Source organism: Ferribacterium limneticum (assembly GCF_020510625.1).
In the GTDB taxonomy this organism is placed as follows: Bacteria; Pseudomonadota; Gammaproteobacteria; order Burkholderiales; family Rhodocyclaceae; genus Azonexus; species Azonexus limneticus_A.
Map to the genome: position 1 here is coordinate 1,669,135 of NZ_CP075191.1, position 23,778 is coordinate 1,692,912.

Genomic DNA, 23,778 nt, shown 5'->3' on the forward strand with positions numbered 1-23,778 from the left:
AGGAACAGGCTCCCCGCCTCGCCCGCCGCGAAGCGGAGTCCCGGGTGTGTCGAGGCCGCGGGGATGACGAGTACTTCGGTGTCTCTTTAGCGATGAATGATCAAATCGCTTTGCGGAAATCCGGCCAGGAAGGTTTCCAGTGCGACTGGGGTTAGTGGGCGGCTGAAGTAGTAGCCTTGCATTTCGTCGCAGCCCAGTTCTTTCAGCATTTGCATTTGCGCCTTGGTTTCGACGCCTTCGGCCAGGATGCGCAGGTTAAAGCTCCGGGCGATGCCGACGATGGCCTGGATAATGGCGGTCGAATCCTGGTCGGGGCTCAGGTCGCGGATGAATGATTGGTCGATTTTGACGCAGCTGATCGAGAATCGGCGCAGGTAGTTCAGTGATGAATAACGGGTGCCAAAGTCATCAATGGAGATTTGGAAGCCGGCGTGCCGTAACTTGTCTACCTTTGAAATGACGCTCTCGGCATCTTTCATCAGCAGGTTTTCGGTAATTTCGATTTCCAGGGCGTCGTTTGGCAGCAAGTGCTGTTTTATCGGCTCGACGATGCGTTCGAGCAGGTCGCATCGGGCAAATTCCGACGGGGAGAAATTGACGCCCAGCTTCAGTTCGTGAAAGCCCTTTTCGTGCAGCCTTTTGAGTTGGGCGCAACCGGTCTTGAGAACCCAATCGCTGATGGCGACGATCATTCCCGTTTCTTCGGCCAGCGGGATGAAGTCATCGGGCGAGATCAGCCCTTTTTGCGGATGGCGCCAGCGAATCAATGCTTCAACGCCGACGATGGCGCGTTGCGGGATGTTTATTTGTGGCTGGTAAAGCAATTCGAATTGATTGCCTTCCTTGATGGCCAGACGCAGGTCGTTTTCCAGCGATATACGTTCAACATGCACAGTATTCATCGTTGGTTTGAATTCCAGGAAGCCGTTTTTCCCGCGTGACTTGGTCTGGTACATCGCAATGTCCGCACTGTGAATCAGTGCCTCGGAGTGCTCTCCGTCATCCGGGTAGATGGCTATGCCAATGCTGGCCGTGGCCAGGAAGTCATGTTTTCCGACAAAAAATGGGCGTTTGAGCTCGCTGAGCATTTTCCTGGCAATGCCGGAAATGTCTTCCACACTGTTGATGTCCGGCAGGAGAACGGTGAATTCATCGCCTCCCTGACGAGCCAGCGTATCGCCCGAGCGCAGGCAACTACGGATGCGGAGCGCGAATTCTTTCAGTAGCAGGTCGCCTTCCTTGTGGCCATAGGTGTCATTGATCAGTTTGAAGCGATCAATGTCGAGAAACATCACGCCGATGCGCTGGTTACGCCGCTTGGCCTGGGTGATCGCCAGTTCCAGCCGGTCCATGAACAGGGTTCGATTGGGCAAGCCGGTCAGAAGGTCATGGAAGGCCTGGTAGGCGATGGTTTCTTCGGCCCGTTTGCGCTCGGTAATATCGCGTGCCACGCCCGCCGTGCCCCGGAGCTGTTGGCTGGAATCATCATTTTTTGAGGTGTAGATGCCTTGCGCGCTGAGAATGGCGACGATGCTCTGGTCATCCGAATGGCGGCCATGCGGATGTTTGTTTTTGAGGCGCACTTCGAAATTGGTGGTGGCACGATCGCCAATCCGGCGTTCATCGAAGGCATGGCGTGCTTTTTCCCGGTCGTCTTCATGAACGATGACCGAATAATGCTGGCCGATCAGTTCGGCTGGCTTGTAGCCGAGCAGGGCATGGACCCGGCCGTTGATGAAAAGAAAATTGCCCGCGGTGTCTACGGTGTAGATCAGGTCGGGTGACTGTTCGACCAGGAAGCGATGGAGATGCTCGGATTGTTCGAGTCGTGCCGCCATCAGCGCGTGCTTTTTTTCCATCTGCCGACTGTGCAGAACCCGCTCGACCGCCTGAATGAGATCTTCCGGGTCGCAGTGTTTGCGGAGGAACTCAAAAGCGCCGCGACGCAGGGCAAGAATGGCGGAGTCAATCGATTCATCGGCACTGAACACGATAATGGCGGTTGAGATGTGGCTGTCGGCTAGCCACTCCATGATGTCCATGCCGCTGATGTCGGGTAGCTTCAGGTCAAGAATGACGACATCGATGTCGCCCTTGGCCAGACGCTGGATTGCCTCCTTGCCGGTGCTGCTTTCTTCAATGATCCGCCCTGGCGCCGCCAGCAGGACACGGTAGGCGCTCCTGAATCTGGGTTCGTCGTCGACCAGCAATACTTTCTCGGGAGCGTCGCTCTGCGGGTTGGCGAGATGCCGGGCTATTTCCGGGCTGGAGATGGAGTTCATTGTTCTTCGGTTCCGGCTGCGCCTGCCGCAGCAGTTGCATTCAGGCTTCGGGCAGAAACAGTGCCTGCGGCGCCGGGGCCAAGTTTCGGTAGCAGCAGCGCAATGCTTGTCCCCTTGCCGGCCTGGCTACGGCAGGTGACGGGGATTCCCTGTTTGCTGGCGAGTTGGCCAACGATGGAGAGTCCGATTCCCCGCCGCCCGGCGTGGGTGGGATCGGGCGGCGCATGGATTGATCGCATGGCCGCATCGGACATGCCGGAACCGTTGTCATCCATCCGGATCTGGACGTAGTCCTGACCGTTGTGCACCACGTAGTCGGTCAGCGAAATCTTGAATTGTTGCCCTTGGGTCAATGCTTCAGAGGCGTTTTTCCAAAGGTTCAGCAATATTTGCTTCAGCGTGTCCCGTTGGCAAATGATCTTGAGCGGCTCATTGGGCAGGCTGGTCTCGACCTTGATTCCCTTGCTGTGAAAGAGGGCTGCGCCATAGAGCATCAGGAGTTCCTCGATCAGATCGCCGATGTCCAGTTCGCCGCCCGAGGGTTTTTCTTGCGGAATCTCGCTCATGCGGCTGACGATGCCCGCCACCCGATCAATTTCTTCGGCCAGTATCTCCAGTTCTTGTCGAACTTCCGTGTTGCCGGGCAGTTTTCGATCGAGGATTTTCAGGTAGCTCTTGATGATCCCCAAGGGGTTTCCTGCCTCGTGACTGACGCGATGCGCTTGTCGCGCAAAGCGGCTGGCCGCTTCGTTTTCGGCTTGCTCGCGGTAACTCTTTGCTTCTCGCAAGGCATCGAGGCTGATTGCCGCTATTTTTCCGAAATTGAGCAGCCAGGGCAGGCGCCGGGTGAGGCGCTCGAATTGCCCGGCGCTGAGGCCGCAGACCATGACGCCAATGACATGCCGACGGGCCATCATGGGAATGCAGAGCAGCCCGTTTGTCCCGAGGGCACGGGCGAATTGCAGGTCGATCAGCGAATTTCGGCCGGCGAATCTGGCCTCGAAGGTGCAGCAGAGTTCCTGGCGAACGACTGCCGCGGCGGCCAGAGAGCGCTGTTCTTCCGGCGGAAATTCAACCTGCCTGAAAATGGCCGGCTGACCGCCTATGGTTTTCCCCGACAGTTTTCCATCGCTCGGGTCGGCGAACAGAAAGGCCACCCGGTTGAGATCGAACAGAATCCGGGCAGATTCCTTGAGCGACAGCAGAATCTCGGCATCGCTTTCGAGGGCAAAAAGGTCTTGCTGCAAAGGTTGCAACAAGGCCATGCCACCGAGCATTGCGGCGATTTCGGATTCTGTATCGTCAATGTCGACAACGGCTTTCGGCGCGCTGCTCAGTTTTTCCCAAACGCGGAGCCCCGACAGCTTTTTCGGCAACTGCATGTTGAGCGCCTCGCCCAGCATCAGGGCTCTCTGCTCTGCCTGGTTGCGCAATTCCAGCAGCTTCTCGGCGCGGTTGGCGCCAAACAGGGCGTTTTGGTGTGCGGCCAGCGCTTCGCTGATTTCCTCGTTGGCGACCAGGGCATGCGCCATCCAGATGAGCTGGGGCAACGCGGCTGCGGTGACAATTTCTTCGGCGGCGGCGTGATGAAACAAAATGCCATCGGCGAAGGCTGAATCAAGTTGCCACTGGTCGGTCAGCCAGGTACCAATTTCGCCATGATTAACCCCGAAGCGCTCGGTCTCCAGCGATGTCTGGAGCGTCTCGTCATGGCTGCTGCCCAGCAGTTCGGCATAGGGCGTACCGAGGGCAGAGAGCAGAATCAATTCGCCGATATCGTGAAGCAGCCCGGCCATATAGGCTTCTTCGGGATGAGGGTAGTCAATGCTTGTTGCCAGGCTCCGAGCCAATTCAGCCACCACCAGCGAGTGACCCCAGAACGCAGAAAGGTCGGGGGTCGAGGCGCCCGAGCTGCGATTGAACAGGCTTTGAATCGAGAGGCAGGTTGCAATCGAGCGCACCAGCCGTGTGCCCAGGGCCACCAGACAGGTATCAAGACTGTTCAGCGCCGTTCCCCGGCGGAGCGATGGCGAATTGGCCGCGGTCAGCACCCGGGCGGCCAGCCCGGCATCCTGTCCCACCAGTTGCGCCAGTTCACACATGCTGGACTGGTTGTCGTCGGCCAACTGCATCAGGCGAAGCAGCACCTGCGGCGGGGAGGGCACCTTTCCGGACTCAATGGCTTGGGCGATAGGCTCAGGCAGTTGGCGCATCTGTTTCTCGCGAATGTGCGGCAAGCAAATGGATGTTCCGACAGTGTGTGGACTGCATCAATCAGAAATCCTCAAGGCATCGCCTCCGGGGAGGTTCTGATCAATTCGGAAATGAATCCCCGCTTTCGCACCCCAAGGGTACTTCCTGCGGGGCGCGGGGATGACGGTTTGATCAGTGTTTCCCTAGGGCAAGCCCAAGTCATATTACGCTTTGGCAACAATGTGTTCAACAAAGGCTCCAGAGGCAAAACGCCTATGGTTCCAGGATTATTTTCAAGAAGCGGGGTACTCAATACTGACCAACCAATGGCTGGCGAAATTAGTCGTTTTACAGACTAAAGTAATAGACCGTCAAAATAGTGTTTATTTGTTGCAGTCATATGAAGTTGCCCCCTCTCCCCGGCCCTCTCCCCCAACTCGTTGGGGGAGAGGGAGCGAAACCGCACGATGCCCGGCGTTCGGGCGCTAGCCAACGTCCCCGACAAATTTGGGGAGAGGGAGTGACTCCGTGGGGCGACTGCCGGTGAGGCGTTTTTACCTCCTGGCCGGCCAAAATTAAAAAACCCGCCGGAAATATCTTCGGCGGGTTTTTTGGGGCTGTTCAGCGATTGCCGCTAATTGCCTTCAGTCAATCCTGATCGCTCATGGTCAAAAGACGAAATTGCCAGGAATGGCCACCGCGCAGCCCTGGTTCTTGAGCAACACGAGGTTGCGGCTAACGGCGCTGCCAGCTGCGTCGGTATCGATGCTGATGGCGGCGTCGTTGCCGACAGCCTTGCAGGTGACGTAGCCGTTGGCAATCGGATTGGCGCTGGTGATGCCGACGGACTGCAGCAACTGGGTGAGCACGATGCGGTCGATGCCCGGCTGGAAGTCGGTGATCGTATCGATGCCATCACGCAGGCTGGTGAACACGAACTGGTCGGCGCCGCCGCCGCCGGTCAGCGTGTCGCTGCCGATGCCGCCGGTGATGACGTCGTCGCCGGCGGTGCCGACCAGGCTGTCACGGCCGGCTGTGCCGCCGATCGGCTTGAGCAGGTTGAGGCCGATGACGACCGGGTCGTGATCCGAGGAGCGATAGACCGTGTTCGAGTAGTAGTCCGGGCCGCAGGTGGTGCAGGCCGGCTGCTTGTACTCGGTGTTGTAGTCGATGATGGCCGGTTCGTCGGCATTGATGCGCCAGTGAGCCGCGCCGGTGATCTGGTTGCTCAGGCTCGTGGTGGCCAGGGCGTGATCGAGGTAGCCGGCTTCGCCGTCGAAGACATAGGAGTAGCCGAGGTCGCTGAAGCGATCGACTTGGTCGACATAGCCGTTGGCGGTGAAGTCGAGAATCGGATCTTCCTTGCCGTAGGCGTTCAGGTCGCCGATCACGATGACATCGTTGTCGCCGCTGGTGGTCTGCAGATTCTGCACGGTATTGCGCAAGGCCTGGGCCTGTTCGGTGCGCAGTTCGTTCCAGCAACCCTGGCCGTCGCCCTGGTCGGCGTCGTTGCCGGAGGTCGGGCAGCTGCCCTTCGACTTGAAGTGATTGACCACGACGCTGAATTTCTCGCCATTGGCGGCGGAGAAAGTCTGCATCAGCGGCGGCCGGTTGTGGATCGGGTTGGTATCGGAAATGGACTGCCCGACCGTGCCAAGCTTGGCCGGCTTGTAAATCATCGCGACGCGGATCGCATCGGTGCCCGTGCCGCCGTTGGGCAGCGCGACGCTGGCGTAGGTGCCGGCGCCGAGATCGGCATTGAGCGCATTGACCAGGTCGAGCACGGCGATATTGCCGTTGTTCTCAATTTCCATCAGGCCGACCACATCGGCGTTGAGCGCCTTGATGGCGGCAACGATCTTGGCCTTCTGGCGGGTGAATTCGGCAGCGCTGTCGGCGCCGCGGCAATCGCTGCGGGTGCCGCTCGGGGCGCAGGAGGCGCCGGATTGATCAATGGTGGTGAAGTAATTGAGCACATTGAAGCTCGCCACCTTAATGTTGCCGCCAACGGCAACCGGTGCCGTGGTGCGCGGGTTGGCGCGGGTGAACACCGGGGCGACGGTGGGGTGGATGCGGTAATCGCCAAACCCGGTGTTGTCGCTGGTGGCCAGGCCGTAGTCGATGACGCCAGTGATGCCGTCGAGGGTGTCGCCAGCGCGCACGGTGTTGTCGGCCGCCATATAGGGCGTCGGGTTGGGGTTCTGCAGGCTGGTGCCGTCGTCGAGCAGGATGCGGCGGCGGGCGTTTTCGTCAGCCATGACGATGGCCTCGACGCTGCCGGCCGGATGACGGTTGGTCGGCTTTTCGAGGCGGCCGCCGGCGGCTACCGTGAGTTGGCCAAAACGGCCGAGGAAGTAATTCTGGCCGACGGTCAACGGGCCTTCGATGCGGACCAGCATGCCTTCGTAGCGTTCCAGATCGCCTTCGGTAACTTCGGGGAAGGTGATGGTGGTCGGCGCGATGCTGGCGCCAGTGCCGAGCACGGTGATGGCCGGGCTGGTCAGTTCGGTCAGCGGATTAGCGGCAGTGCCGGCATTGCTCAGGGCGCCGACGTTGTATTCAGCCACCGTGGCGGCAACGCGGACACGGTTGCCCACCGCGACGGTCGGCGCGGTGCTGGTGTAAACGTAGATGCCTTCCGAGGTGGTTTCGTCGGTGTCCGGGTTTTCGTCCTGCATGAAGAAACCGGCGTTGGTCAGCTTGGTGACAACGCCCTGGGTGGTGACGTTCTGGCCGAGCAGCGGGCTTTCGGCGCCGTTGCCCTGGATGGCGTGGATAGCCGTGGTGCCGCTGATGGCGACGTTGACGGTACAGCTGGAAACCTGGGCTTCGTCGTTGGCGAAGTTGACGACAACGGCGTAGTTACCGGCGGCAACGCTGCCGGCGACGTTGAGCGCGACAGAGGCGGCGGCGCCATCGGTGGTCGCTGCGCTCAGTGCGCCGAGCGAGAAACCGGCCGGGGTGCCGTCGGCGAGGCTGGCGGCATTGACGCGGCTGTCGGCGTCGGTGGCGGTGAGCAGGATGCTGCCGCCTTCGCCCTGGGCCAGGCTGCCGGCTGGGCAGGTGGCGGAAATCGCCTGATTGATATCGCCGCCACCGCCATTGCCGCTGATCACGATGTCATCGATGCCAACCCATTCGTCGTTGCCGACGGCGTTGGCAGTGATGATGCGAACCTGGAGTTGCGGCTGGTTATCGGCGGCGGCAGGCAGTGTGACGCTGACTGGTGTCACCTGGGTGGCGCTGCCGGCGGTGGTGGCGTCGGCCACGTAGGCAGCCGGCACGTTGATGAAATTGCCGCTGCTGCCGATGCGGTATTGCAGGGCGACCGGTTGGGCCGCGTTGTCGGTCGTGCTGTCGAGGTCGCGCAGGTTGTAGGCGACCTGGATGTTCTGGAAACCGGTGGTGTTGAGGTAAATAATCAAGTTTGGCGAGTCGCCTGTTCCCGAGCCGTTCAAACCGATCACCGGGTTGGCAATCTCAAACTCCGCGACGCCACCAGCGGCTGTGGTGTTGTTGAGCAGTGTCTGACCCTGATTCGCCGTAACGTTGGTGACCGCAGAAAGGTCGAGCAACAAGGTCTGCGGATTGACGCCAGTTGCCTGCGAGCCGTTATCGCCGCGATAGCCGATGATGCCCGGCACGCCGGTCCAGTCATTGTTGGTGCTGATCAGCCCGGTATTCGACCAGTTCTGGCTGAACGGGAGTGTTTGATAGGTGGCATCGGCAATGGCCGGGGCCATGGCGGCGATCAGGCTGGCGGCGATGATGCTGCGGGCGAATTGGTGCGTTGTCGAAGTACGGATTTTCATGGCGTGTCACTCATGGTGAATGTGGATTGGGAGCCGTCGGGCTTCAGAAAAATCTAAAAAAATGGCCCCCGCAGGAGCCAATGCCGTTCAGTTAGTGGAAAAACTCTTGAGTTTGTCGTTCCCGCGAAGGCGGGAACCCAGTAAATGCGTGGTGCCTGGATTCCCGCTTTCGCGGGAATGACGCTTAACTGAGCCGCATTGCCCCGCTGGAGCCATTTCGTGATTCGTTTGATTGATTCCTTGGAGGCTCAAAAGCCCTTGGCGCGGCGGCGGGCGATCAGGCCCATCAGGCCCAGACCAGCCAGGAACATGGCGTAGGACTCGGGTTCCGGTACGGCGGCGTAGATGACGTTGCCGGCACCGCTGAGCCCCAGGCTGCTGTCGTAGGCCACGAAGGCATCGGAGGTATCGAAAGAGCCAGGCACGCTCGAGAAACCGGTGGTGCCCCACGTGGCGCTGTAGGAAAGGCCGGCGAAAAGGCCGTTGTAGAACTTGACTTCGGCAACGGAGCCGCTTTCAAAGTGAGACACACCCCAAACGTTGCCCAGAAAGTTCATGCTCAGGCTGCCGACGCCGAGATACTCCTCGCCGGATTTGGTCAGGGCGCTGTCGTCGAAACTGAACAGACCAGTGAAACTTTGGCCGATCAGCGAGCCGGAATCCATCATGCCGGAGAAGCTATAGGTGGCTGCCTGGGCAGACGGGAGGGCGGCCAGCAGAAGGGCTGCGAGTGCGGTAGTGCGGAAAAGTCGTTTCATGGGGAGTCTCTGGTCTGATCAACGATTGCGACGGCGGGCGATGCCACCGATCAGGCCAAGACCGGCCAGCATCAGGGCGTACTGCTCGGGTTCGGGGACGGCTACGACGGTGAATTCACCGCCGAACATGCCGCTCAGGCTGGCGTCGATCGGGCCGCTGGCGTTCATGTGTACTCCCTGCGAGGCCGACAGGATGATGACGTCGCCGGCCTGCAGCGTGAAGGCGAAATTGACGTTCTGGTCGGCCATTTGCTGGGTGCTGAAGTTGCCGAGCTCGCTGCCACCGGTATTCAGGACACGCAATCTGGTCTGGTAGGTACCTTCGGAGCCGGCAACCAGGTTGTTATAGGTCGAAGAGAGGCCGGCGAAGCTGACATTGACCGTCTGGCCGACATCACCGCTATCGGCAACGACCTTCAGCTTGATGGTCTTTTCGACGGCAGTGGCGATCCCGTAGTACTCGATGGTATTCGGCGAACTGAAGCTGACCGACGTCGAAAGATTGATGAACGTGCCGTCGAGGAAATCACCGGCAGCGTAACCGGTATGTGTGTAGTCACCGGTCGTTTCACCGTCGGAGACCATTGTCCCGAAACTTTCGCCGCCGGAGCTATAGCTGCCGAGATAGCTGAAGTCGTTGAAATCGACCGTACCGGTGTAGCGGCTGCTGGCAACGTAGTCGATGACCTCGAAATGGGCGGCTTGTGCGGAAACGGCGCCGACCAGCAGCAGGGAGGCAAGCAGGGGTTTGATCAGATATTTTTTCACGATGGGAATCTCCAAATCTCGTCAGGTATCAGTTCTTGGTGATGCGGTTCATCGGGCCGGGCGCGACGCCGTTGCCACCATTCGCCGACAGGTTGGCTTGCAGGTATTTTTCGAAGGCATCGGTATCGACATCACCACCCAGGCGGTTGGTGCCTTCCTTGAGCACGGCAAAGCCGTCGCCGCCGTCGGCCAGGAAGCTGTTGACCGTGATTGCGTAGTAGGCCGAAGGATCGACAGCAACGCCATTGATGGTGATGCTGCCGATACGATCGTTACAGGCGTTGGCGAGGGTGTAGCTGTAGTTGAAGCCCTTTGAAACCTGCAGGATGCGTTGCGAGGCTTGCCCGTTGCAGGCGGCGAACTGGGTTTCAAGCAGGGTCTTGATCTGGGCGCCGGAGACCGTCATGGTTACCAGCGAATTGCCGAAAGGCTGGACGGTGAAGGCATCGCCGTAGGTAACCTGGCCGCCATCGTGGTAGGGCAGATCGGCGCGGATACCGCCCGGGTTCATGAATGCTGCGACGGCGCTGCCAAAACCGACGTCGTCCGTGGCATCGAGTTGGGCATCGGCGATGACATCGCCCAGCGGGGATTCACCCGCGGAGTTTGCGCTGCGGCTGATGGCGGTGCTGATCTTGCCGATAACGCGAGCCTTGGGTATGGCAGCCATGCCGTCGTAGTGGGCGACGAGATCGGTCAGGGCCGGATCTTCGGCGGTGGTGGTGCCGGTGGCGATATTGGTGGCCGCGATCGAAACGACGTTCTTGGTCCTGGTGTCGATGACCATGTCGATGTCGCTCAGGTAGCGGGCATATTGGCCGGCTGAAGTGACACGCTTGTTGTTGATCACGCAGTTGTAGGCAGCGTGGGTGTGTCCGGAGATGACCAGGTCGACTTCGGCGTCGAGGCGATTGACGATATCGACGATCGGGCCGGAGATGCCGGTGCAGTCGTTATGCTTATCTGCTGCGGTGGTGGTGTCGACCCCGCCTTCGTGGATCAGCACGACGACGCTCTTGATGCCCTGGGCCTGCAGGGTCGGGATCATGGCATTGACGGTATCGGCTTCGTCCTTGAACGAGAGGCCGACGATGCCGGACGGCGAAACGATGGTCGGCGTGCCTTCCAGCGTCATGCCGATGAAGGCGACCTTGTTGCCGAGGAAGCTCTTGACGCCGACCGCCGGGAAGACGGTAGAGCCCGAGGCGGTTTCAACCACGTTGGCCGCCAGGAACTTGAACTTGGCACCGGCGAATTCCTTATCGGCGCGTTTGTCGACATCGAGGCCAAGGCCGGAATAAGCGTCGGTCGGATGGTTGCCGCCGTTTTGCATGCGCAGCAGTTCATCCTTGCCTTCGTCGAATTCATGGTTGCCGACGGCATTGAAATCGATGCCGATGCGGTTCATTGCCTCGATGGTCGGCTCATCCTTGAACAGGGCCGAGGTCAGCGGGCTGGCGCCGATCATGTCGCCGGCGGAAACCACGGCGTTCAGGCTGTTCTGGGCGCGCAGCTCGTTGATTTTGGTCGAGAAGCGGGCGACACCAGGGTTGCTGGACGAACCTTCGCCGGCCTTGATGTAGCCGTGGAAGTCGTTGAAGCCGATCAGCTTGACCTTGATCGTCTTGCCAATGCCGGAGATCTGGGCGGCGCTCATCAGCTTGGCGCGCTCGGTGGCGTTGATCTTGCCCTGCTTGAGCAGGTTGAAGGTGACGGTGGAAACGTGCGACAGGAAGGCAGCCTGGCTGCCCCACTGCTGTTCATCATCGAGAATCTGGTCATCGATGGTGCAGGCGCCGGCAACGACGCGGTTGGCAATGCCGGAATCGGTCGGGCCGAAGGTAACGGTGGTCGAGGCATCCGGGCAGGCAGCGAAAGCAGGCGCGGCAAAGGCGCTGGCCAGAACGAGGGCCAGGGTGGACAACTTGAGCATGGGGTACTCCTTGGGGGGCAGGGGGCAAGAAAACGGCCGGGGCAGGCCCGGCCGGTCAATTGGAATGGGTGCTTAGCGGCGGGTGCGACGACGAGCGATGGCGCCCATCAGGCCGAGACCGGCGAAAAGCATGGCGTAGCTCTTCGGCTCGGGAACGGCCAGGGTGAAGGCGGTGGTGTCGATCACCTGTGCGCTCTGGTCGCCGCCGATGATGATGTTCCAGTTTGCAGCGTTGTTCGCGACGGAGGCGTATTCGGCGAAGCTGGCCTTGTCGTTGCGCAACCCGGTGTACTGGGCAAAGTCGGTGCTGTTTGTCAGCTTGACTGCGGTGGAACCAACCGTCAGGCCGGCGTTCGTCAGGTTGGTTGCCGAGCTTTCGGTGGTCAGGCCGGCCAGGAAAGTGGTCGGCGCAGCAGCGGAACTGCCCAGGAAGGCGTAAATGGTGTCATCGGAAGCGCTGATCCCGTAGTTGGAGCCGGTGCCGGCAGCAAGACTGAGGGTGCCGACGGATGCGGAGATTACGTCGGGATTGAGGTCAACGTTTTCGGTGAAGAGAATCACGGTGCCGGCCTTGATGACGGACGTTCCCGTATTCCAAGCCATCGTGTGCTCGTTGGTGTCCGCCCACTTGCTGCCAGTCCACTCGTTATCGCCGAAGTAGATGGTGGTGTTCGCAGCGATATCGACATTGGTGACGATGGACCAGTGGTCGAAGTCGGCGTTGAAGCCCGTGAAGGCGATGTCGCCGGTATTGAGCGCAGCGTGAGCATTGACGCCGGCAGCGGCGAGCAGGAGTGCGAGTGCAGTTTTGCGAATCATGGTATTCCCCGGGGCATGTTTGTTGATGTCGGTTCCGAATGCTTACTTCGGATGCATGCCAGCATATGCATCTGGCGTGACAATCAATGTCCTGCCGAAAAGGGGAAACCTGAGCCGAACGGACTAGGATTTGGTGGCGGCTGAAATAAAGCGGGGAGGCATGGCCTCCCATGCTGTTTTGTTGGGAGGTGCTGGTTAATTCGGAAATGATGAATTGATCGGCGTCTCGTCATTCGAGCCGCATCGGCGCCCGCCTTTATCTAGGGAGGCGCTGATTAATTCGTCATCCCCGCGCAGGCGGGGATCCAGTCCGTTGATTTTTCTGGATTCCCGCCTGCGCGGGAATGACATTTCCGAATGAATCAGCGTTTCCCTAGCGGTGTTGTCGATCAGCCCTGAAAGCGGGCGAGGAATTCGCCGTGCTGGCGCCACAGGCGGCGCAGGCCTTCGACGCCGAGGTCTTCGCTGCTGCTGCCTTCCAGCCGGTAGAGCAGGATCAGCATGGCGCGCAGTTCGTGGCAGAGCAGGGGGTCGATGGCTTCGCTGCGGTTGCTGGCCGAATCGTGGTCGAGAAAGTGCCGCACAGCCGAGCGGTTGGCCAGGTCCAGGCCGCATTGCGGGGCCAGGTGGGCGATCAGGCGGCGCAGGGCCTGCATGTCTTCGGGGTGTTTCGTTTCGCCAACGCTGCGGTTCATCGGTTTCTCCCTTCGTCATGGCCGCCGCGGGCAGTCGATGCCCGGCGGCCGGATGTCGGGAGAGTATCGAGGCCGCAGGTTTCATCTGTGTGAAGGTCGAGATGAGCCGTCAATGGAACGCTGATTAAATCGTCATCCCCGCGAAAGCGGGGATCCATGCTTGAACTGGATTCCCGCTTTCGCGGGAATGACATTCCCGAATTAATCGGCGCCTCACTAATGGAATATATCGATCCATTTAACATACCTGTAACGCAGGCTTCCTAGCATGACGGACTTTTGTCCTGGTTCATCACGATGCGGATCCGATTGGATTGTTGCCTGAAAAATAGCTCGATTTTGTTGGCCATGGCCGTTGTCATGGGCGGATGTTCGCATCCGGCCTTCCGGGACGGGCTGGATTTCATGGCCGCCGGCAAGAAGGAAGAAGGGGTCGCCTCGCTGCAGAAAGCGGCGCGCGACCGGCCCCGCGATGCCGAGATCAAGGCGGCGATGGTTCGCCACAAGGGCGAAACGGTCGATACCTATCTGGATGAGGCGCAGCGCCAGCGGCTGAACGGCGCCCTCGAGGCGGCTGAAGCGGCTTATCTCCGGGCGCTCGCCATCGATGCGCGCAACGCCCGTGCCTTGCAGGGCCTGGAGCAACTGGCGGCGGACCGGCGCAATGCGGCGCAACTGGCCCAGGCCGAGCAGTTGTTCAAGAAGGGCGATCTGCTTGGTGCCGAGCGCATCGTTCGTACCGTGCGGGTGCAGGACCAGCTCAATCCCGTGGCGCGTGGCTTGCAGCAAATGATCGACCTGCAGCGCGAAAAGGAAATGAACCCGGCGTCCAGCCCGGCCGCCAGGGCCGCGATGATCAAGCCGGTGACGCTGGAGTTTCGCGATGCGACGCTGAAGTCGGTCTTCGAGGTGCTCTCGCGCTCGTCCGGCCTTAATTTCGTGTTCGACAAGGACGTCAAGGGCGATACCAAGGTCACTTTCTTCGTCCGCAACAGCCCGCTGGAAGACATTCTGCGGCTGATCCTGACGACCAACCAGCTGGAAAAACGCCAGCTCAACGACAACAGCTTCCTGATCTATCCGAATACACCGGCCAAGGCCAAGGAGTATCAGGAACTGGTCACCCGCAGCTTCTACCTGGCCAACGCCGATGTGAAACAGGCGCAAAGCCTGGTCAAGACGGTGGCCAAGAGCAAGGATGTCTTCGCCGACGACAAGCTGAACCTGCTGATCGTCAAGGACACGCCGGACGCCATGCGGCTGGTTGAGCGGCTGATCGAGTCGCTCGATCTGGCCGAGCCGGAGGTGATGCTGGAGGTCGAGGTGCTGGAGGTGACGCGCAGCCGCTTGAACGAGATCGGGCTGGATTGGCCGGATTCGATCAGCTACGGCCAGTTGCAGAGTCAGGCGACGACGACAACCATCGTCAACGGTGTGACACAAAGCGTGACTACACCGGGAGGCGCGCTTGCCGCCGGTTTTATCGATCTGAAAAATCGTAGCGGCCTGACCTCTTTTGCTGCCAACCCCGGCATGACCCTCAACCTGAAAGGCCAGAACAGCGACACCAACGTGCTGGCCAACCCGCGCATCCGCGTCAAGAACCGCGAAAAAGCCAAGATTCACATCGGCGAAAAGCTGCCGGTATTCACCACCACCTCGACCGCCAATGTCGGCGTTGCCGCGTCGGTCAGCTATCTTGATGTCGGCCTCAAGCTCGATGTCGAGTCGAATGTCACGCTCGACGACGAGGTGTCGATGAAGGTGGCGCTGGAAGTCAGCAGCATCGTCAAGGAAGTGACCGGGCCGTCCAATTCGTTGGCTTACCAGGTCGGCACGCGCAGCGCGAGCACCGTCTTGCGCCTGAAGAATGGCGAAACCCAGGTGCTGGCCGGCCTGATCAACGACGAGGAACGCAAGGCCACCAGCCATATTCCCGGGCTGGGCGAGATTCCCGTGATCGGCCGGGCTTTCGGCAGCCAGCGCGATACCTCGGTCAAGACGGAAATCATCCTGCTCATCACGCCGCGCGTCTTGCGCAACATCCACCGGCCCGATTTCGGGCAGCCGGCCTTGCCTTCCGGGACGGAATCGGCGGTTGGTTCAGCCGCCATGAGCATCAAGAACCAGGGGCCGAAGTCGCTTGGCGTGGCCGCGCGCGGTGGGGTTGCCGCTGCCGGCGGTGGGTCGGCCCGGGCTGTTCAGGCGCCATCGGCTGAATTCGTCGAAGCACCGGAGCGCGGCGCCGCCCTGCCGGCTTCGCCGCCCGAGGGCTTGCAGATTGCCGGCCCGGCCGAGGCCGCTGCCGGCAGCGAGGTCGAAATCAGCATCAGCGTGCCCGGGCAGGCGGCAGGGCTCCAGGTTGAGATTTCCTACGATCCGGCGTTGATGGAAGCCAAACAGCCATCGGCCAGCGCGCCGGGCCGCGTCAGTCTGCGCCTCGATCAGGGGCAGGGCGGTCTGCGCCTGCGCGTCCTGCCTGGCGCCAAGGGAGAAACGAGAATCGACGTCGTCAGCGCGGTGCTGGATAGCGGCGAGGCCTTGCCGGGGTCTTCGACCTCTCACGCGCTCAAGCTCAACTAGCCATGATCGACCTGCCCAATCGGGGTTTCACCCTGATCGAACTGGTTATTACCGTCGCCATCGTCGGCATTCTGGCGATGACGGCGATGCCGATCATCGAGGTGACGGTCAAGCGGCAGAAGGAAACCGATTTGCGGGCGGCGCTGCGCCAGATTCGTGCCGGCATCGACGCCTACAAGCGTGCGGTCGACGAGGGCAAGGTCGAGAAGAAGGTCGACGAGAGCGGCTATCCGCGCCGTCTCGAAGACCTGGATCAGGGTGTCGAGAATATTCAGGACCCGAACAAGACCAAGCTCTATTTTCTGCGCCGCATGCCGCGCGACCCGTTTTCGGACGATCCGGCCCTGACGGCAGCGCAGACCTGGGGCAGGCGCAGTTACGCCAGCCCGCCCGATGCGCCGCTGGCCGGCGTCGATGTTTTCGATGTCTATTCATTGTCCGGCGGGGTGGGCCTGAACGGCACGCCTTACCGCGAGTGGTGAGCCATGGCCGGCGCTAAAAAAGGCTTCACGCTGATCGAGTTGCTGGTCGTCATGTCGGTGATCGCCACCTTGCTGACCATCGCCGTGCCGCGCTATTTCCAGCATCTCGACCGGGCGCGCGAAGCATCGCTGCGCGAATCGCTGGCCGTGATGCGCGACGCGGTCGATAAATACCGCGGCGACACCGGCCGCTACCCGGAAACGCTGGAAGAACTGGTGACCAAACGCTACCTGCGCAAGGTGCCGCCCGACCCGATCACCGACAGCACTGAGAGCTGGGTGCTCGTCCCGCCACCCGACGAGCCGGGCCAGAAGAAGGTCTGGGACATCCGCAGCGGGGCCGAAGGGCAGGGGCAAAACGGCAGCGACTATTCGACATGGTGATGTGCGCCGGACGGCTGCCTTGCGGGGTGGGAAGTGAAACTGGTCGGCAGGCGGGTTTTACCTACCTCGGCCTGATGTTTGCCATCGCCATCGCCGGCATCGGGCTGGCCGGCACGGGCGTGCTCTGGCAGATGGAAAGCCGACGCGAGAAGGAAAAGGAACTGCTTTTCATCGGCGAGGAATACCGCCGCGCCATCGGCAGCTACTACGAAAAAACGCCGGGCGGTGACAAGCAGTACCCGGAAAAGCTGGCCGACCTGCTCCAGGACAAACGTTTTCCGAACCCGGTCCGCCACCTGCGCCGGCTCTACCGCGAACCGATGATGGCAGATGGCGAATGGGAGCTGATCCGGCAGCAAGGGAGAATCCTGGGTGTGGCCAGCCGCTCGCTGGAGAAGCCGATCAAGATCGCTGGCTTCGGGCCGGGGCTGGAAGGGTTCGAGGGGGCCGAGAAATATACCGAATGGCGCTTTCTGGGTAGTGGCGGCACGCCTTCGCCATCAGTTGCCAACGTTGCAGCCAAGCAGAATTGAGGTCAATGATGAGCCAGGGAAAAAAACGCAAGGCAGCCTCCGGCGCGGGCATTTCGCCGCTTCCGCGCAATCTGGAATTCATCCTGGAACAAGCCGTTTCCCTGCTGCAGCAGGGGCAACTGGGTTCGGCCGAGGTGTATTTCCGGCAGGTGTTGACGGCAGCGCCGCAACACCTCGATGCGCTGCAGTTTCTCGGCGTCATCGAATACCAGAAAGGGCGCTTCGAGGCCGCCGCCGAACTGCTGCAGCGCGCTGTCGCCCTGGCGCCCGAGGCGCCGGGTTTGCACTGCAACCTGGGCCTGGCGCAACAGGGGCTTGGCCGCCCTGAACTGGCGCTGGCCAGCTATGAACAGGCGCTGGCCTTGAAGCCGAGATTTGCCGAAGCGCTGAACAATCGAGGCAATGTCCTGCGCGAACTGGGGCGGCTTGCCGAGGCTGAGGCCAGTTACCGCCGCGCCCTGAGCTTGGGTTCCGATTTTGTCGAGGCGCTCTACAACCTGGGCATTACCCTGATGGCGCAGAGCCGGGCAGAGGATGCCTTGGTCCCCCTGGTCCGCTGCCTGCGGCTGGCGCCGGATCACATAGGCGCCTGGGGGCAGTACGGTGTCGCCCTGATGGCGCTGGGCAAGCACACCGATGCGCTGGCCTGCTTCGAACGCCTTCTCTCACGGATGCCGAATGATGCCGAGGCGCATTACTGGCGCGGCAACGCGCTGCTGGCACTGAGGCGCAGCGATGAAGCGCTGCAGGCCTACGGCATGGCAGCCCAACTGCGCCCCGACATTCCCGAGGTGCACTACAACATCGGCAACGTGCTGGTCGATTTGGGCCGGGTGGAGGAGGGGATCGCCGCACTCGATCAGGCGCTGAGCCGCCGGCCCGACTACCTCGAGGCGCTCTACAATCGGGGTGGTGCGCTGCAGGAGCTTGGGCGCTACGACGAAGCCGCTTCTTCCTACGAGCGCCTGATGGCACTGGCCCCCGGCCACCGCTACGCCCTCGGCAAGCTCTTCCACTGCCGGCAGTTCGCCGCCAACTGGCGACGCCACGCCGAACAGCGCACTGCCTTGGCCGCAAGTGCCGACGGCGTGGTCCGCGATTTGCCTTTCCCCTTCCTGGCCGTGAGCGACGACCCGGCCTTGCAACTGCGCTGTGCCCAAGCCTACACGGCTGCCAAGTATCCGCCGGCCGTCACGCCGCTCTGCAATGCCCGGCCTTACGCTCACGTGCGCATCCGCATCGCCTATATCTCGACTGATTTTCGCGAGCACGCGCTCAGCTATCTGCTGGCCGGCGTTTTCGAGGCGCACGACCGAACGCGTTTCGAGATCTGGGGCGTTTCGCTCAAGCCCGGCGACGGCAGCGCCATGGCCAACCGGGTAGCGGCGGCCTTCGAGCATTTCGTCGACGTCTCGGCAATGAGCGACGACGAAGTCGCCCGGCTGTTGCGCGAGCTGGAAATCGACATCGCAGTCGACCTCAACGGCCACACCCAGGATGGCCGGACAGCCATCTTCGCAGCCCGGCCGGCGCCGGTGCAGGTCAATTACCTCGGTTTCCCCGGCAGCATGGGGGCGGACTACATCGACTACATCATCGCCGACGACTTCGTCATCCCCGAAGCGGCGCGCCCGCACTATGCCGAGCAAGTCGTCCATCTGCCCGAATGCTTCCAGGGCAACGACGACCGGCGCGCCATCGATCCACAGCCAGCGGTACGCGCCGCCCACGGCCTGCCGGAAAAAGCCTTCGTTTTTTGCGCCTTCAACAACACCTACAAGCTGACACCGGAATTCTTCGACATCTGGATGCACCTGCTCGCCGCCGTGCCGGGCAGCGTGCTCTGGCTGGCCAGCGCCGACGCCAGCGTGCAGGGCAATCTGCGGGTCGAGGCCGAAAGGCGGGGTATCGCGCCCGAGCGCCTGGTCTTCTCGCCGCGCATCCGCTACGCCGAGCACCTCGCTCGTTTGCAGCTGGCCGACCTCTTTCTCGACACCTTGCCCTTCAACGCCGGCACCACGGCCAGCGATGCACTGTGGGCCGGTGTGCCGGTCCTCACCTGCGTCGGCGACGCCTTTTCAGCGCGCATGGCCGGCAGCCTGCTGCGCGCCCTCGGCCTGCCCGAGCTGATCACCGGCAACCTCGCCGCCTACGAGGCGCGAGCACTGGAACTGGCCACCAACCCGGCTGCCCTGAGCGAACTCCGGGAACGCCTGGCCAGCAATCGAGCCACCTCGCCGCTATTCGACACCCGGCGCTTCACGCGCCATCTGGAGCAGGCCTACCAATCCATGTGGAACCGCCAGCAACAGGGCGAAATGCCGGCCTCGTTCCATGTTGCCCCGTTTGAATCCTGACCGAGTACGTCACCATGCAAACTCGCCAATCGAATCCACAAGCCCTGTTCGGCCGTGCTGTTGAACTCCATCAGGCCGGCCGGATCGGTGAGGCCGAAAACGCCTATCGCGAAGTGCTCAAAGTGCAGCCGGAAAACCCCGGCGCCGTCTTTCTGTTTGGCCTCTGCCATCATCAGCGTGGCGACCACGAATCGGCCATCACGCTGATGGACATCGCGCTCGACATGAACCCTGCCATGCCGCAGGCCCACTACAACCGCGGCCTCGCACTGCACGAGCTGGCGCGCTACGCCGAGGCGGTGGCCAGCTACGAGACAGCAATCGAGCTAAAGTCTTCGTATCCCCAGGCCTGGAACAATCGTGGCAATGCACTCAAGGCACAGAATCGCCTGCCCGAGGCGCTGGCCAGCTACGACCGAGCCATCGCGCTGGCGCCGGATTTTGCCGAAGCACACACCAATCGTGGCAACGTGCTGAAGGAACTGCGGCACTTTGACGAAGCGCTGGCCAGCCATGACGAAGCGCTGCGTCTGCGACCGGACTATGCCGAGGCTCACTGCCATCGCGGCAACGCCCTCAATGCACTCAAACGCCTCGACGAAGCCATTGCTGCCTATGACCGGGCGATCGTGCTGAAGCCGGACTACGTCGATGCCTGCATCAATCGCGGTGACGCCCTGCATCAATTGAATCGCAAGGACGATGCGCTGCGCAGCTTCGAACTGGCCATCGCGCGCAAGCCGGATGCCGCCGAAGCCTATGAAATGCGGGCCAATCTCTTCCTGTCGGTCAAACGCCATACCGAGGCGGCCGAGGATTTCGAACGGGTCTGCCGGCTGGACGACAAGCTGGCCTCACGGGTCGTCTGGCAACTGCTGCAAACCCGGCTGACACTGTGTGACTGGCACGACATTGGCCACTGGCGGGCCCTGATCGACCGCGAAGAATCTCTTGGCTGGCAGGCTGCATCGCCGTTCGCCGCCTTGTCCATCCTTGCCTCGCCGGCGCAGCAACTCGACCACAACCAGCGCTATGTTGCCCGCTGGCAGCCTGCCGACAAGGCGCCGCTATGGCCGGGCGAAATCTACGCCCACCAACGCCTGCGGGTTGGCTATTTCTCGTCGGACCTGCGTAACCATGCTGTCGCCTATCTGACTGCCGGCCTGTTCGAACAACACGACCGCGAGCGCTTCGAAGTTCATGCCTTCTACTTCGGGCCGGCCAACGACGACCCTTGGCACCTGCGCCTGAAATCGGCCTTCGAGCAGTTCCACGAGGTCAGAGAACTGCCGGATCGGGAACTTGCCTCGCTGATCCGTGACCTGGAAATTGACGTCCTCGTCGACCTCAACGGCCACACCCAGGGGGCGCGCACCGATGTGCTCGCCATGCGGCCGGCGCCGGTGCAAGTCAACTACCTCGGCTACCCCGGCAGCATGGGGGCCGACTACATCGACTACATCATTGCCGACCCGATCGTTATTCCGGCCGAAGCTCGCCCGCATTACCGTGAAAAGACCGTTTGGCTGCCCGATACCTTCCAGGTCAACGACAACCGCAAGGCGATTGCCGAAGCGGGGCGTTCCCGCGCCGAGCTCGGCCTGCCGGAACAGGGCTTCGTCTTCTGTTGCTTCAACAATTCCTACAAGATCACCCCGGCCGAGTTCACTATCTGGATGCGCTTGCTGCAGCAGGTTGCGGGCAGCGTGCTGTGGTTGGCCGAAGCTGACCCCGTGGCTACCGCCAACCTACGGCGCGAGGCCGCCCAGCGCGGCGTGGACGCCAGCCGCCTGATCTTCACCGAACGCATGCCGCTGGCCGACTATCTGGCTAGCTACCGGCAGGCCGATCTCTTTCTCGACACCTTCGGCTACAACGCCGGCACCACGGCCAGCGATGCGCTGTGGGCTGGCCTGCCGGTGCTCACCTGCCTGGGCGAAACCTTCGCCCAGCGCATGGCCGGTAGCCTGCTCAACGCAATCGGCCTGCCCGAACTGGTGACTGAAAGCCCCGACGAATACGAGATCCTTGCCCTGGCTCTGGCGACGGACCCGGCCCGCCTGGCGGTACTGCGTGAACGCCTGGCTAACAACCGCGACAGCGCGCCGCTGTTCGATACCCGGCGCTTCACGCGCCACTTGGAGCTGGCCTATCTCGCGATGCAGCAAAGGGTCGATGGCGGGTTGCCGCCGGATCACATAGTTATTGCCGCCGAGCCATCGCAGGTCTGATGTCTGCACGGATTATTGGGCAGGGCGGGGCACTCGCATGGATGTCGGCGGGACAAAAAGGGGAGGGGGCAATTTATGCGAACCGGGGTATTTGTCACCGTTCTGCAACGGTAAGGTAATCAAGAGCAGCTAGATTCACGGGCTTAGTAAAAATTTACCATCAAGCCGTCATGCGCCTTGCTCTATCCGTCGTCCCCATCGTCGTTTTCGCGGCTGCTGCTTCGGCACAGGCTTTCGAGGAAAGCCCCGCTGTGCCCGAGCGGCTGGCGCCATTGTCGGTCAAGGCTCGCCAACGGGCCTTGCCTGAAGATTTTTCCGCCGTGGCCAAGGCTGCGTGGGAAGACAGCCGGCCGGTGGCTGCCGCATCGACGCGCGATTTGCTCGCCGCCGTCAAGGCCGGCCAGATCGATACGGTCAAGACACTGCTCAATGAGGGGGCGTTGGCCAACGGCGCCAACGAACTGGGCGAACGGCCGCTGCTTGCTGCTGTCGCCGGTGAGTATGCCGAAATCGCTCGCCTGCTCATCCAGCGCGGGGCAAACCCCAACGTCAAAGGGCCGGAAGGGCGCCTGCCGCTGGCCATGGCTTCTGCAGTCGGCAATCTCGGTATTGTGCGCATCCTGTTGCAGGCCGGTGCCGACGTCGATGCCCGCAGCGACAACCGCGCCACAGCCCTGCATGAGGCCGTCCGCTTCGACCGGCCGGAGATTCTCCGTCTTCTGCTCAGCGCCCGCCCCGATCCCGAGCGTTACGACCGCGAGGGCCTGCATCCGCTGGCATTGGCGGCAGCGCGCGGCCGGCTGGCTTGCCTGCTGGTCCTGCTCGACAGCCCGGTCGCGGCCGATCTGCCCGACCGCAACGGTCTGACTGCGCTCTACTGGGCGCGGCGCTACGACCAGGCGCTGGCCGAAAGTTTGCTCGTCGAACGCGGCGCCAGCCGCGAAGCCTGGCCAATCAATCTTGACTGAGCATTCGTTCATGGACGCACTGGTCACCCTCAGTCCGGTCGATCTTGAACGTTTGCTGATCACCATCGAATCCTCGCAGCAGGTGCATCTGCGCCACCAGTACTTCCTCTGGTCGCAAGGCGTGTTGCAGAGCTTTCTGCCGCACGAGGCACTGATTATTGGCCATGGCGAATACGGCACACCGTCCTTTCGCTATGAAGTTCTCGGGCGAACCCAATTGCTTGGCAACCAGGTGGCGGGCGGCGATTTTGACAAGTTGGTCGAGCTGGTGCTGGATGGCTGGCAACATGGCGGGCATGTTCCGAAAGCCTTTGCCAGCGAGGCGGGCAGTGCCAGTAACAATTGCCCGGTTGGCCGGCTGCTGGCGCGTTTCTCCATTGGTCATGCCATGGCGCACGGCACGCGTGAATTTTCGGGCGATAGCTCCGGTTTCTTCGTCTTCCTGAACATGCCGGAAGCGCCCGGCCGGCGCCATGTCTACTTCGCGCAAATGCTGCTGCCTTACCTGCACACCACCTTGCATCGCATGCTGATCCAGGAAAAGTGCGAACCCAGTCCAACGGTTCGCTTCAGCACCCACTTGAGCCCCCGCGAGGCTCAGGTCATCTCTTTGGTCCGTGATGGCATGACTAACCAGCAGATCGCCGAAACACTGCTGCTTAGTCCGCTCACTGTGAAAAACCATATCCAGAACATCCTGCGCAAACTCGATGTCTCGAATCGGGCCCAGGCCGTTGCCAAGGCGGTCAAGGCCCGGCTGATCGGCGATCAGCCGGGGGCTTAGCGGCGTTGGAATGCCTGGCGGGAATTCGGGCTGGAACCGATATTCCCGTGGCGCCCGAGGCAGTTGAGGAAACGCGGGTTCCCGCCTTTCGGTCAGCGCGGAACGTGGCAGCTTCGGGCCGAGCGCAATTTTCGATTTTTCCCGCGACGACAACGCAATCCCGGCAGGCAGAAAAGAGCCAGCCAGGCCCGAATGC

The 23,778-nt window shown here is 61.6% G+C and carries 16 protein-coding genes; 8 read left to right on the forward strand and 8 right to left on the reverse strand.

Annotation, left to right across the window (positions count from 1 at the left end; genetic code table 11):
• Positions 1-86: 86 nt before the first annotated feature.
• The 8 genes from KI617_RS07935 to KI617_RS07970 form a co-directional block, all read right to left on the reverse strand.
• The gene (locus KI617_RS07935) at positions 87-2,282 is read right to left on the reverse strand and encodes a two-component system response regulator (RefSeq protein WP_226451462.1); all 2,196 of its coding nucleotides are present in this window, start codon (positions 2,280-2,282) and stop codon (positions 87-89) included.
• The gene (locus KI617_RS07940) at positions 2,279-4,495 is read right to left on the reverse strand and encodes an HDOD domain-containing protein (protein WP_226451463.1); all 2,217 of its coding nucleotides are present in this window, start codon (positions 4,493-4,495) and stop codon (positions 2,279-2,281) included. Before KI617_RS07940 ends, KI617_RS07935 begins: the two co-directional genes overlap by 4 nt.
• 648 nt (positions 4,496-5,143) lie before the next feature.
• Positions 5,144-8,287 carry an ExeM/NucH family extracellular endonuclease gene (locus KI617_RS07945; protein WP_226451464.1) on the reverse strand — a complete coding sequence of 1,048 codons (3,144 nt, stop codon included), beginning with the start codon at positions 8,285-8,287 and terminating at the stop codon, positions 5,144-5,146.
• A gap of 248 nt (positions 8,288-8,535) precedes the next feature.
• Positions 8,536-9,045 (reverse strand): PEP-CTERM sorting domain-containing protein, encoded by a 510-nt coding sequence (locus KI617_RS07950; protein ID WP_226451465.1) that lies wholly within the window; start codon positions 9,043-9,045, stop codon positions 8,536-8,538.
• Positions 9,046-9,063: 18 nt separating this feature from the next.
• Positions 9,064-9,813, reverse strand: a complete 750-nt coding sequence (locus tag KI617_RS07955) for an FxDxF family PEP-CTERM protein (RefSeq protein ID WP_226451466.1) — start codon at positions 9,811-9,813, stop codon at positions 9,064-9,066.
• 28 nt (positions 9,814-9,841) lie between these two features.
• The gene (locus KI617_RS07960; protein ID WP_226451467.1) at positions 9,842-11,746 is read right to left on the reverse strand and encodes a bifunctional metallophosphatase/5'-nucleotidase; all 1,905 of its coding nucleotides are present in this window, start codon (positions 11,744-11,746) and stop codon (positions 9,842-9,844) included.
• 72 nt (positions 11,747-11,818) lie between these two features.
• Entirely contained in the window at positions 11,819-12,565 is a 747-nt protein-coding gene (locus KI617_RS07965) for a PEP-CTERM sorting domain-containing protein (RefSeq protein WP_226451468.1), read from the reverse strand.
• A gap of 389 nt (positions 12,566-12,954) precedes the next feature.
• Positions 12,955-13,260, reverse strand: coding sequence for a hypothetical protein (locus KI617_RS07970; protein ID WP_226451469.1), 306 nt, complete (start codon positions 13,258-13,260; stop codon positions 12,955-12,957).
• Between the two features lie 348 nt (positions 13,261-13,608).
• Between KI617_RS07970 and KI617_RS07975 the strand changes: the two genes are divergently transcribed.
• The 8 genes from KI617_RS07975 to epsA all read left to right on the forward strand — a co-directional run bounded on the left by KI617_RS07975 (position 13,609) and on the right by epsA (position 23,582).
• The gene (locus KI617_RS07975) at positions 13,609-15,843 is read left to right on the forward strand and encodes a secretin N-terminal domain-containing protein (protein ID WP_226451470.1); all 2,235 of its coding nucleotides are present in this window, start codon (positions 13,609-13,611) and stop codon (positions 15,841-15,843) included.
• Positions 15,844-15,845: 2 nt separating this feature from the next.
• On the forward strand, positions 15,846-16,325 hold the full coding sequence (locus tag KI617_RS07980; RefSeq protein ID WP_226451471.1) for a type II secretion system protein: 480 nt from the start codon (positions 15,846-15,848) through the stop codon (positions 16,323-16,325).
• Between the two features lie 3 nt (positions 16,326-16,328).
• Complete coding sequence (locus KI617_RS07985; protein ID WP_226451472.1) at positions 16,329-16,709, forward strand: type II secretion system protein; 381 nt, start codon at positions 16,329-16,331, stop codon at positions 16,707-16,709.
• Positions 16,710-16,735: 26 nt separating this feature from the next.
• Positions 16,736-17,242 (forward strand): type II secretion system protein, encoded by a 507-nt coding sequence (locus tag KI617_RS07990; RefSeq protein WP_226451473.1) that lies wholly within the window; start codon positions 16,736-16,738, stop codon positions 17,240-17,242.
• 5 nt (positions 17,243-17,247) lie between these two features.
• Positions 17,248-19,599 carry a tetratricopeptide repeat protein gene (locus KI617_RS07995; RefSeq protein WP_226451474.1) on the forward strand — a complete coding sequence of 784 codons (2,352 nt, stop codon included), beginning with the start codon at positions 17,248-17,250 and terminating at the stop codon, positions 19,597-19,599.
• Positions 19,600-19,613: 14 nt separating this feature from the next.
• Entirely contained in the window at positions 19,614-21,830 is a 2,217-nt protein-coding gene (locus KI617_RS08000) for a tetratricopeptide repeat protein (RefSeq protein ID WP_226451475.1), read from the forward strand.
• Between the two features lie 170 nt (positions 21,831-22,000).
• Positions 22,001-22,798: an ankyrin repeat domain-containing protein gene (locus KI617_RS08005; protein ID WP_226451476.1), complete on the forward strand. Its 798-nt coding sequence runs from the start codon at positions 22,001-22,003 to the stop codon at positions 22,796-22,798.
• A gap of 10 nt (positions 22,799-22,808) precedes the next feature.
• A complete protein-coding gene (epsA, locus tag KI617_RS08010; RefSeq protein ID WP_226451477.1) occupies positions 22,809-23,582 on the forward strand; it encodes an XrtB/PEP-CTERM-associated transcriptional regulator EpsA in 774 nt (257 codons plus the stop codon).
• Positions 23,583-23,778 lie beyond the last annotated feature (196 nt).

Excerpts from the sequence above, each read along its gene's own strand:
- KI617_RS07995 (WP_226451474.1), top strand. The coding sequence starts at position 17,248 with ATGATGAGCCAGGGAAAAAAACGCAAGGCAGCCTCCGGCGCGGGCATT.
- KI617_RS07960 (WP_226451467.1), bottom strand. The coding sequence starts at position 11,746 with ATGCTCAAGTTGTCCACCCTGGCCCTCGTTCTGGCCAGCGCCTTTGCC.
- KI617_RS07945 (WP_226451464.1), bottom strand. The coding sequence starts at position 8,287 with ATGAAAATCCGTACTTCGACAACGCACCAATTCGCCCGCAGCATCATC.
- KI617_RS07950 (WP_226451465.1), bottom strand. The coding sequence starts at position 9,045 with ATGAAACGACTTTTCCGCACTACCGCACTCGCAGCCCTTCTGCTGGCC.
- KI617_RS07935 (WP_226451462.1), bottom strand. The coding sequence starts at position 2,282 with ATGAACTCCATCTCCAGCCCGGAAATAGCCCGGCATCTCGCCAACCCG.
- epsA (WP_226451477.1), top strand. The coding sequence starts at position 22,809 with ATGGACGCACTGGTCACCCTCAGTCCGGTCGATCTTGAACGTTTGCTG.
- KI617_RS07970 (WP_226451469.1), bottom strand. The coding sequence starts at position 13,260 with ATGAACCGCAGCGTTGGCGAAACGAAACACCCCGAAGACATGCAGGCC.
- KI617_RS07975 (WP_226451470.1), top strand. The coding sequence starts at position 13,609 with ATGGCCGTTGTCATGGGCGGATGTTCGCATCCGGCCTTCCGGGACGGG.
- KI617_RS08000 (WP_226451475.1), top strand. The coding sequence starts at position 19,614 with ATGCAAACTCGCCAATCGAATCCACAAGCCCTGTTCGGCCGTGCTGTT.
- KI617_RS07985 (WP_226451472.1), top strand. The coding sequence starts at position 16,329 with ATGGCCGGCGCTAAAAAAGGCTTCACGCTGATCGAGTTGCTGGTCGTC.
- KI617_RS08005 (WP_226451476.1), top strand. The coding sequence starts at position 22,001 with ATGCGCCTTGCTCTATCCGTCGTCCCCATCGTCGTTTTCGCGGCTGCT.
- KI617_RS07940 (WP_226451463.1), bottom strand. The coding sequence starts at position 4,495 with ATGCGCCAACTGCCTGAGCCTATCGCCCAAGCCATTGAGTCCGGAAAG.
- KI617_RS07980 (WP_226451471.1), top strand. The coding sequence starts at position 15,846 with ATGATCGACCTGCCCAATCGGGGTTTCACCCTGATCGAACTGGTTATT.
- KI617_RS07965 (WP_226451468.1), bottom strand. The coding sequence starts at position 12,565 with ATGATTCGCAAAACTGCACTCGCACTCCTGCTCGCCGCTGCCGGCGTC.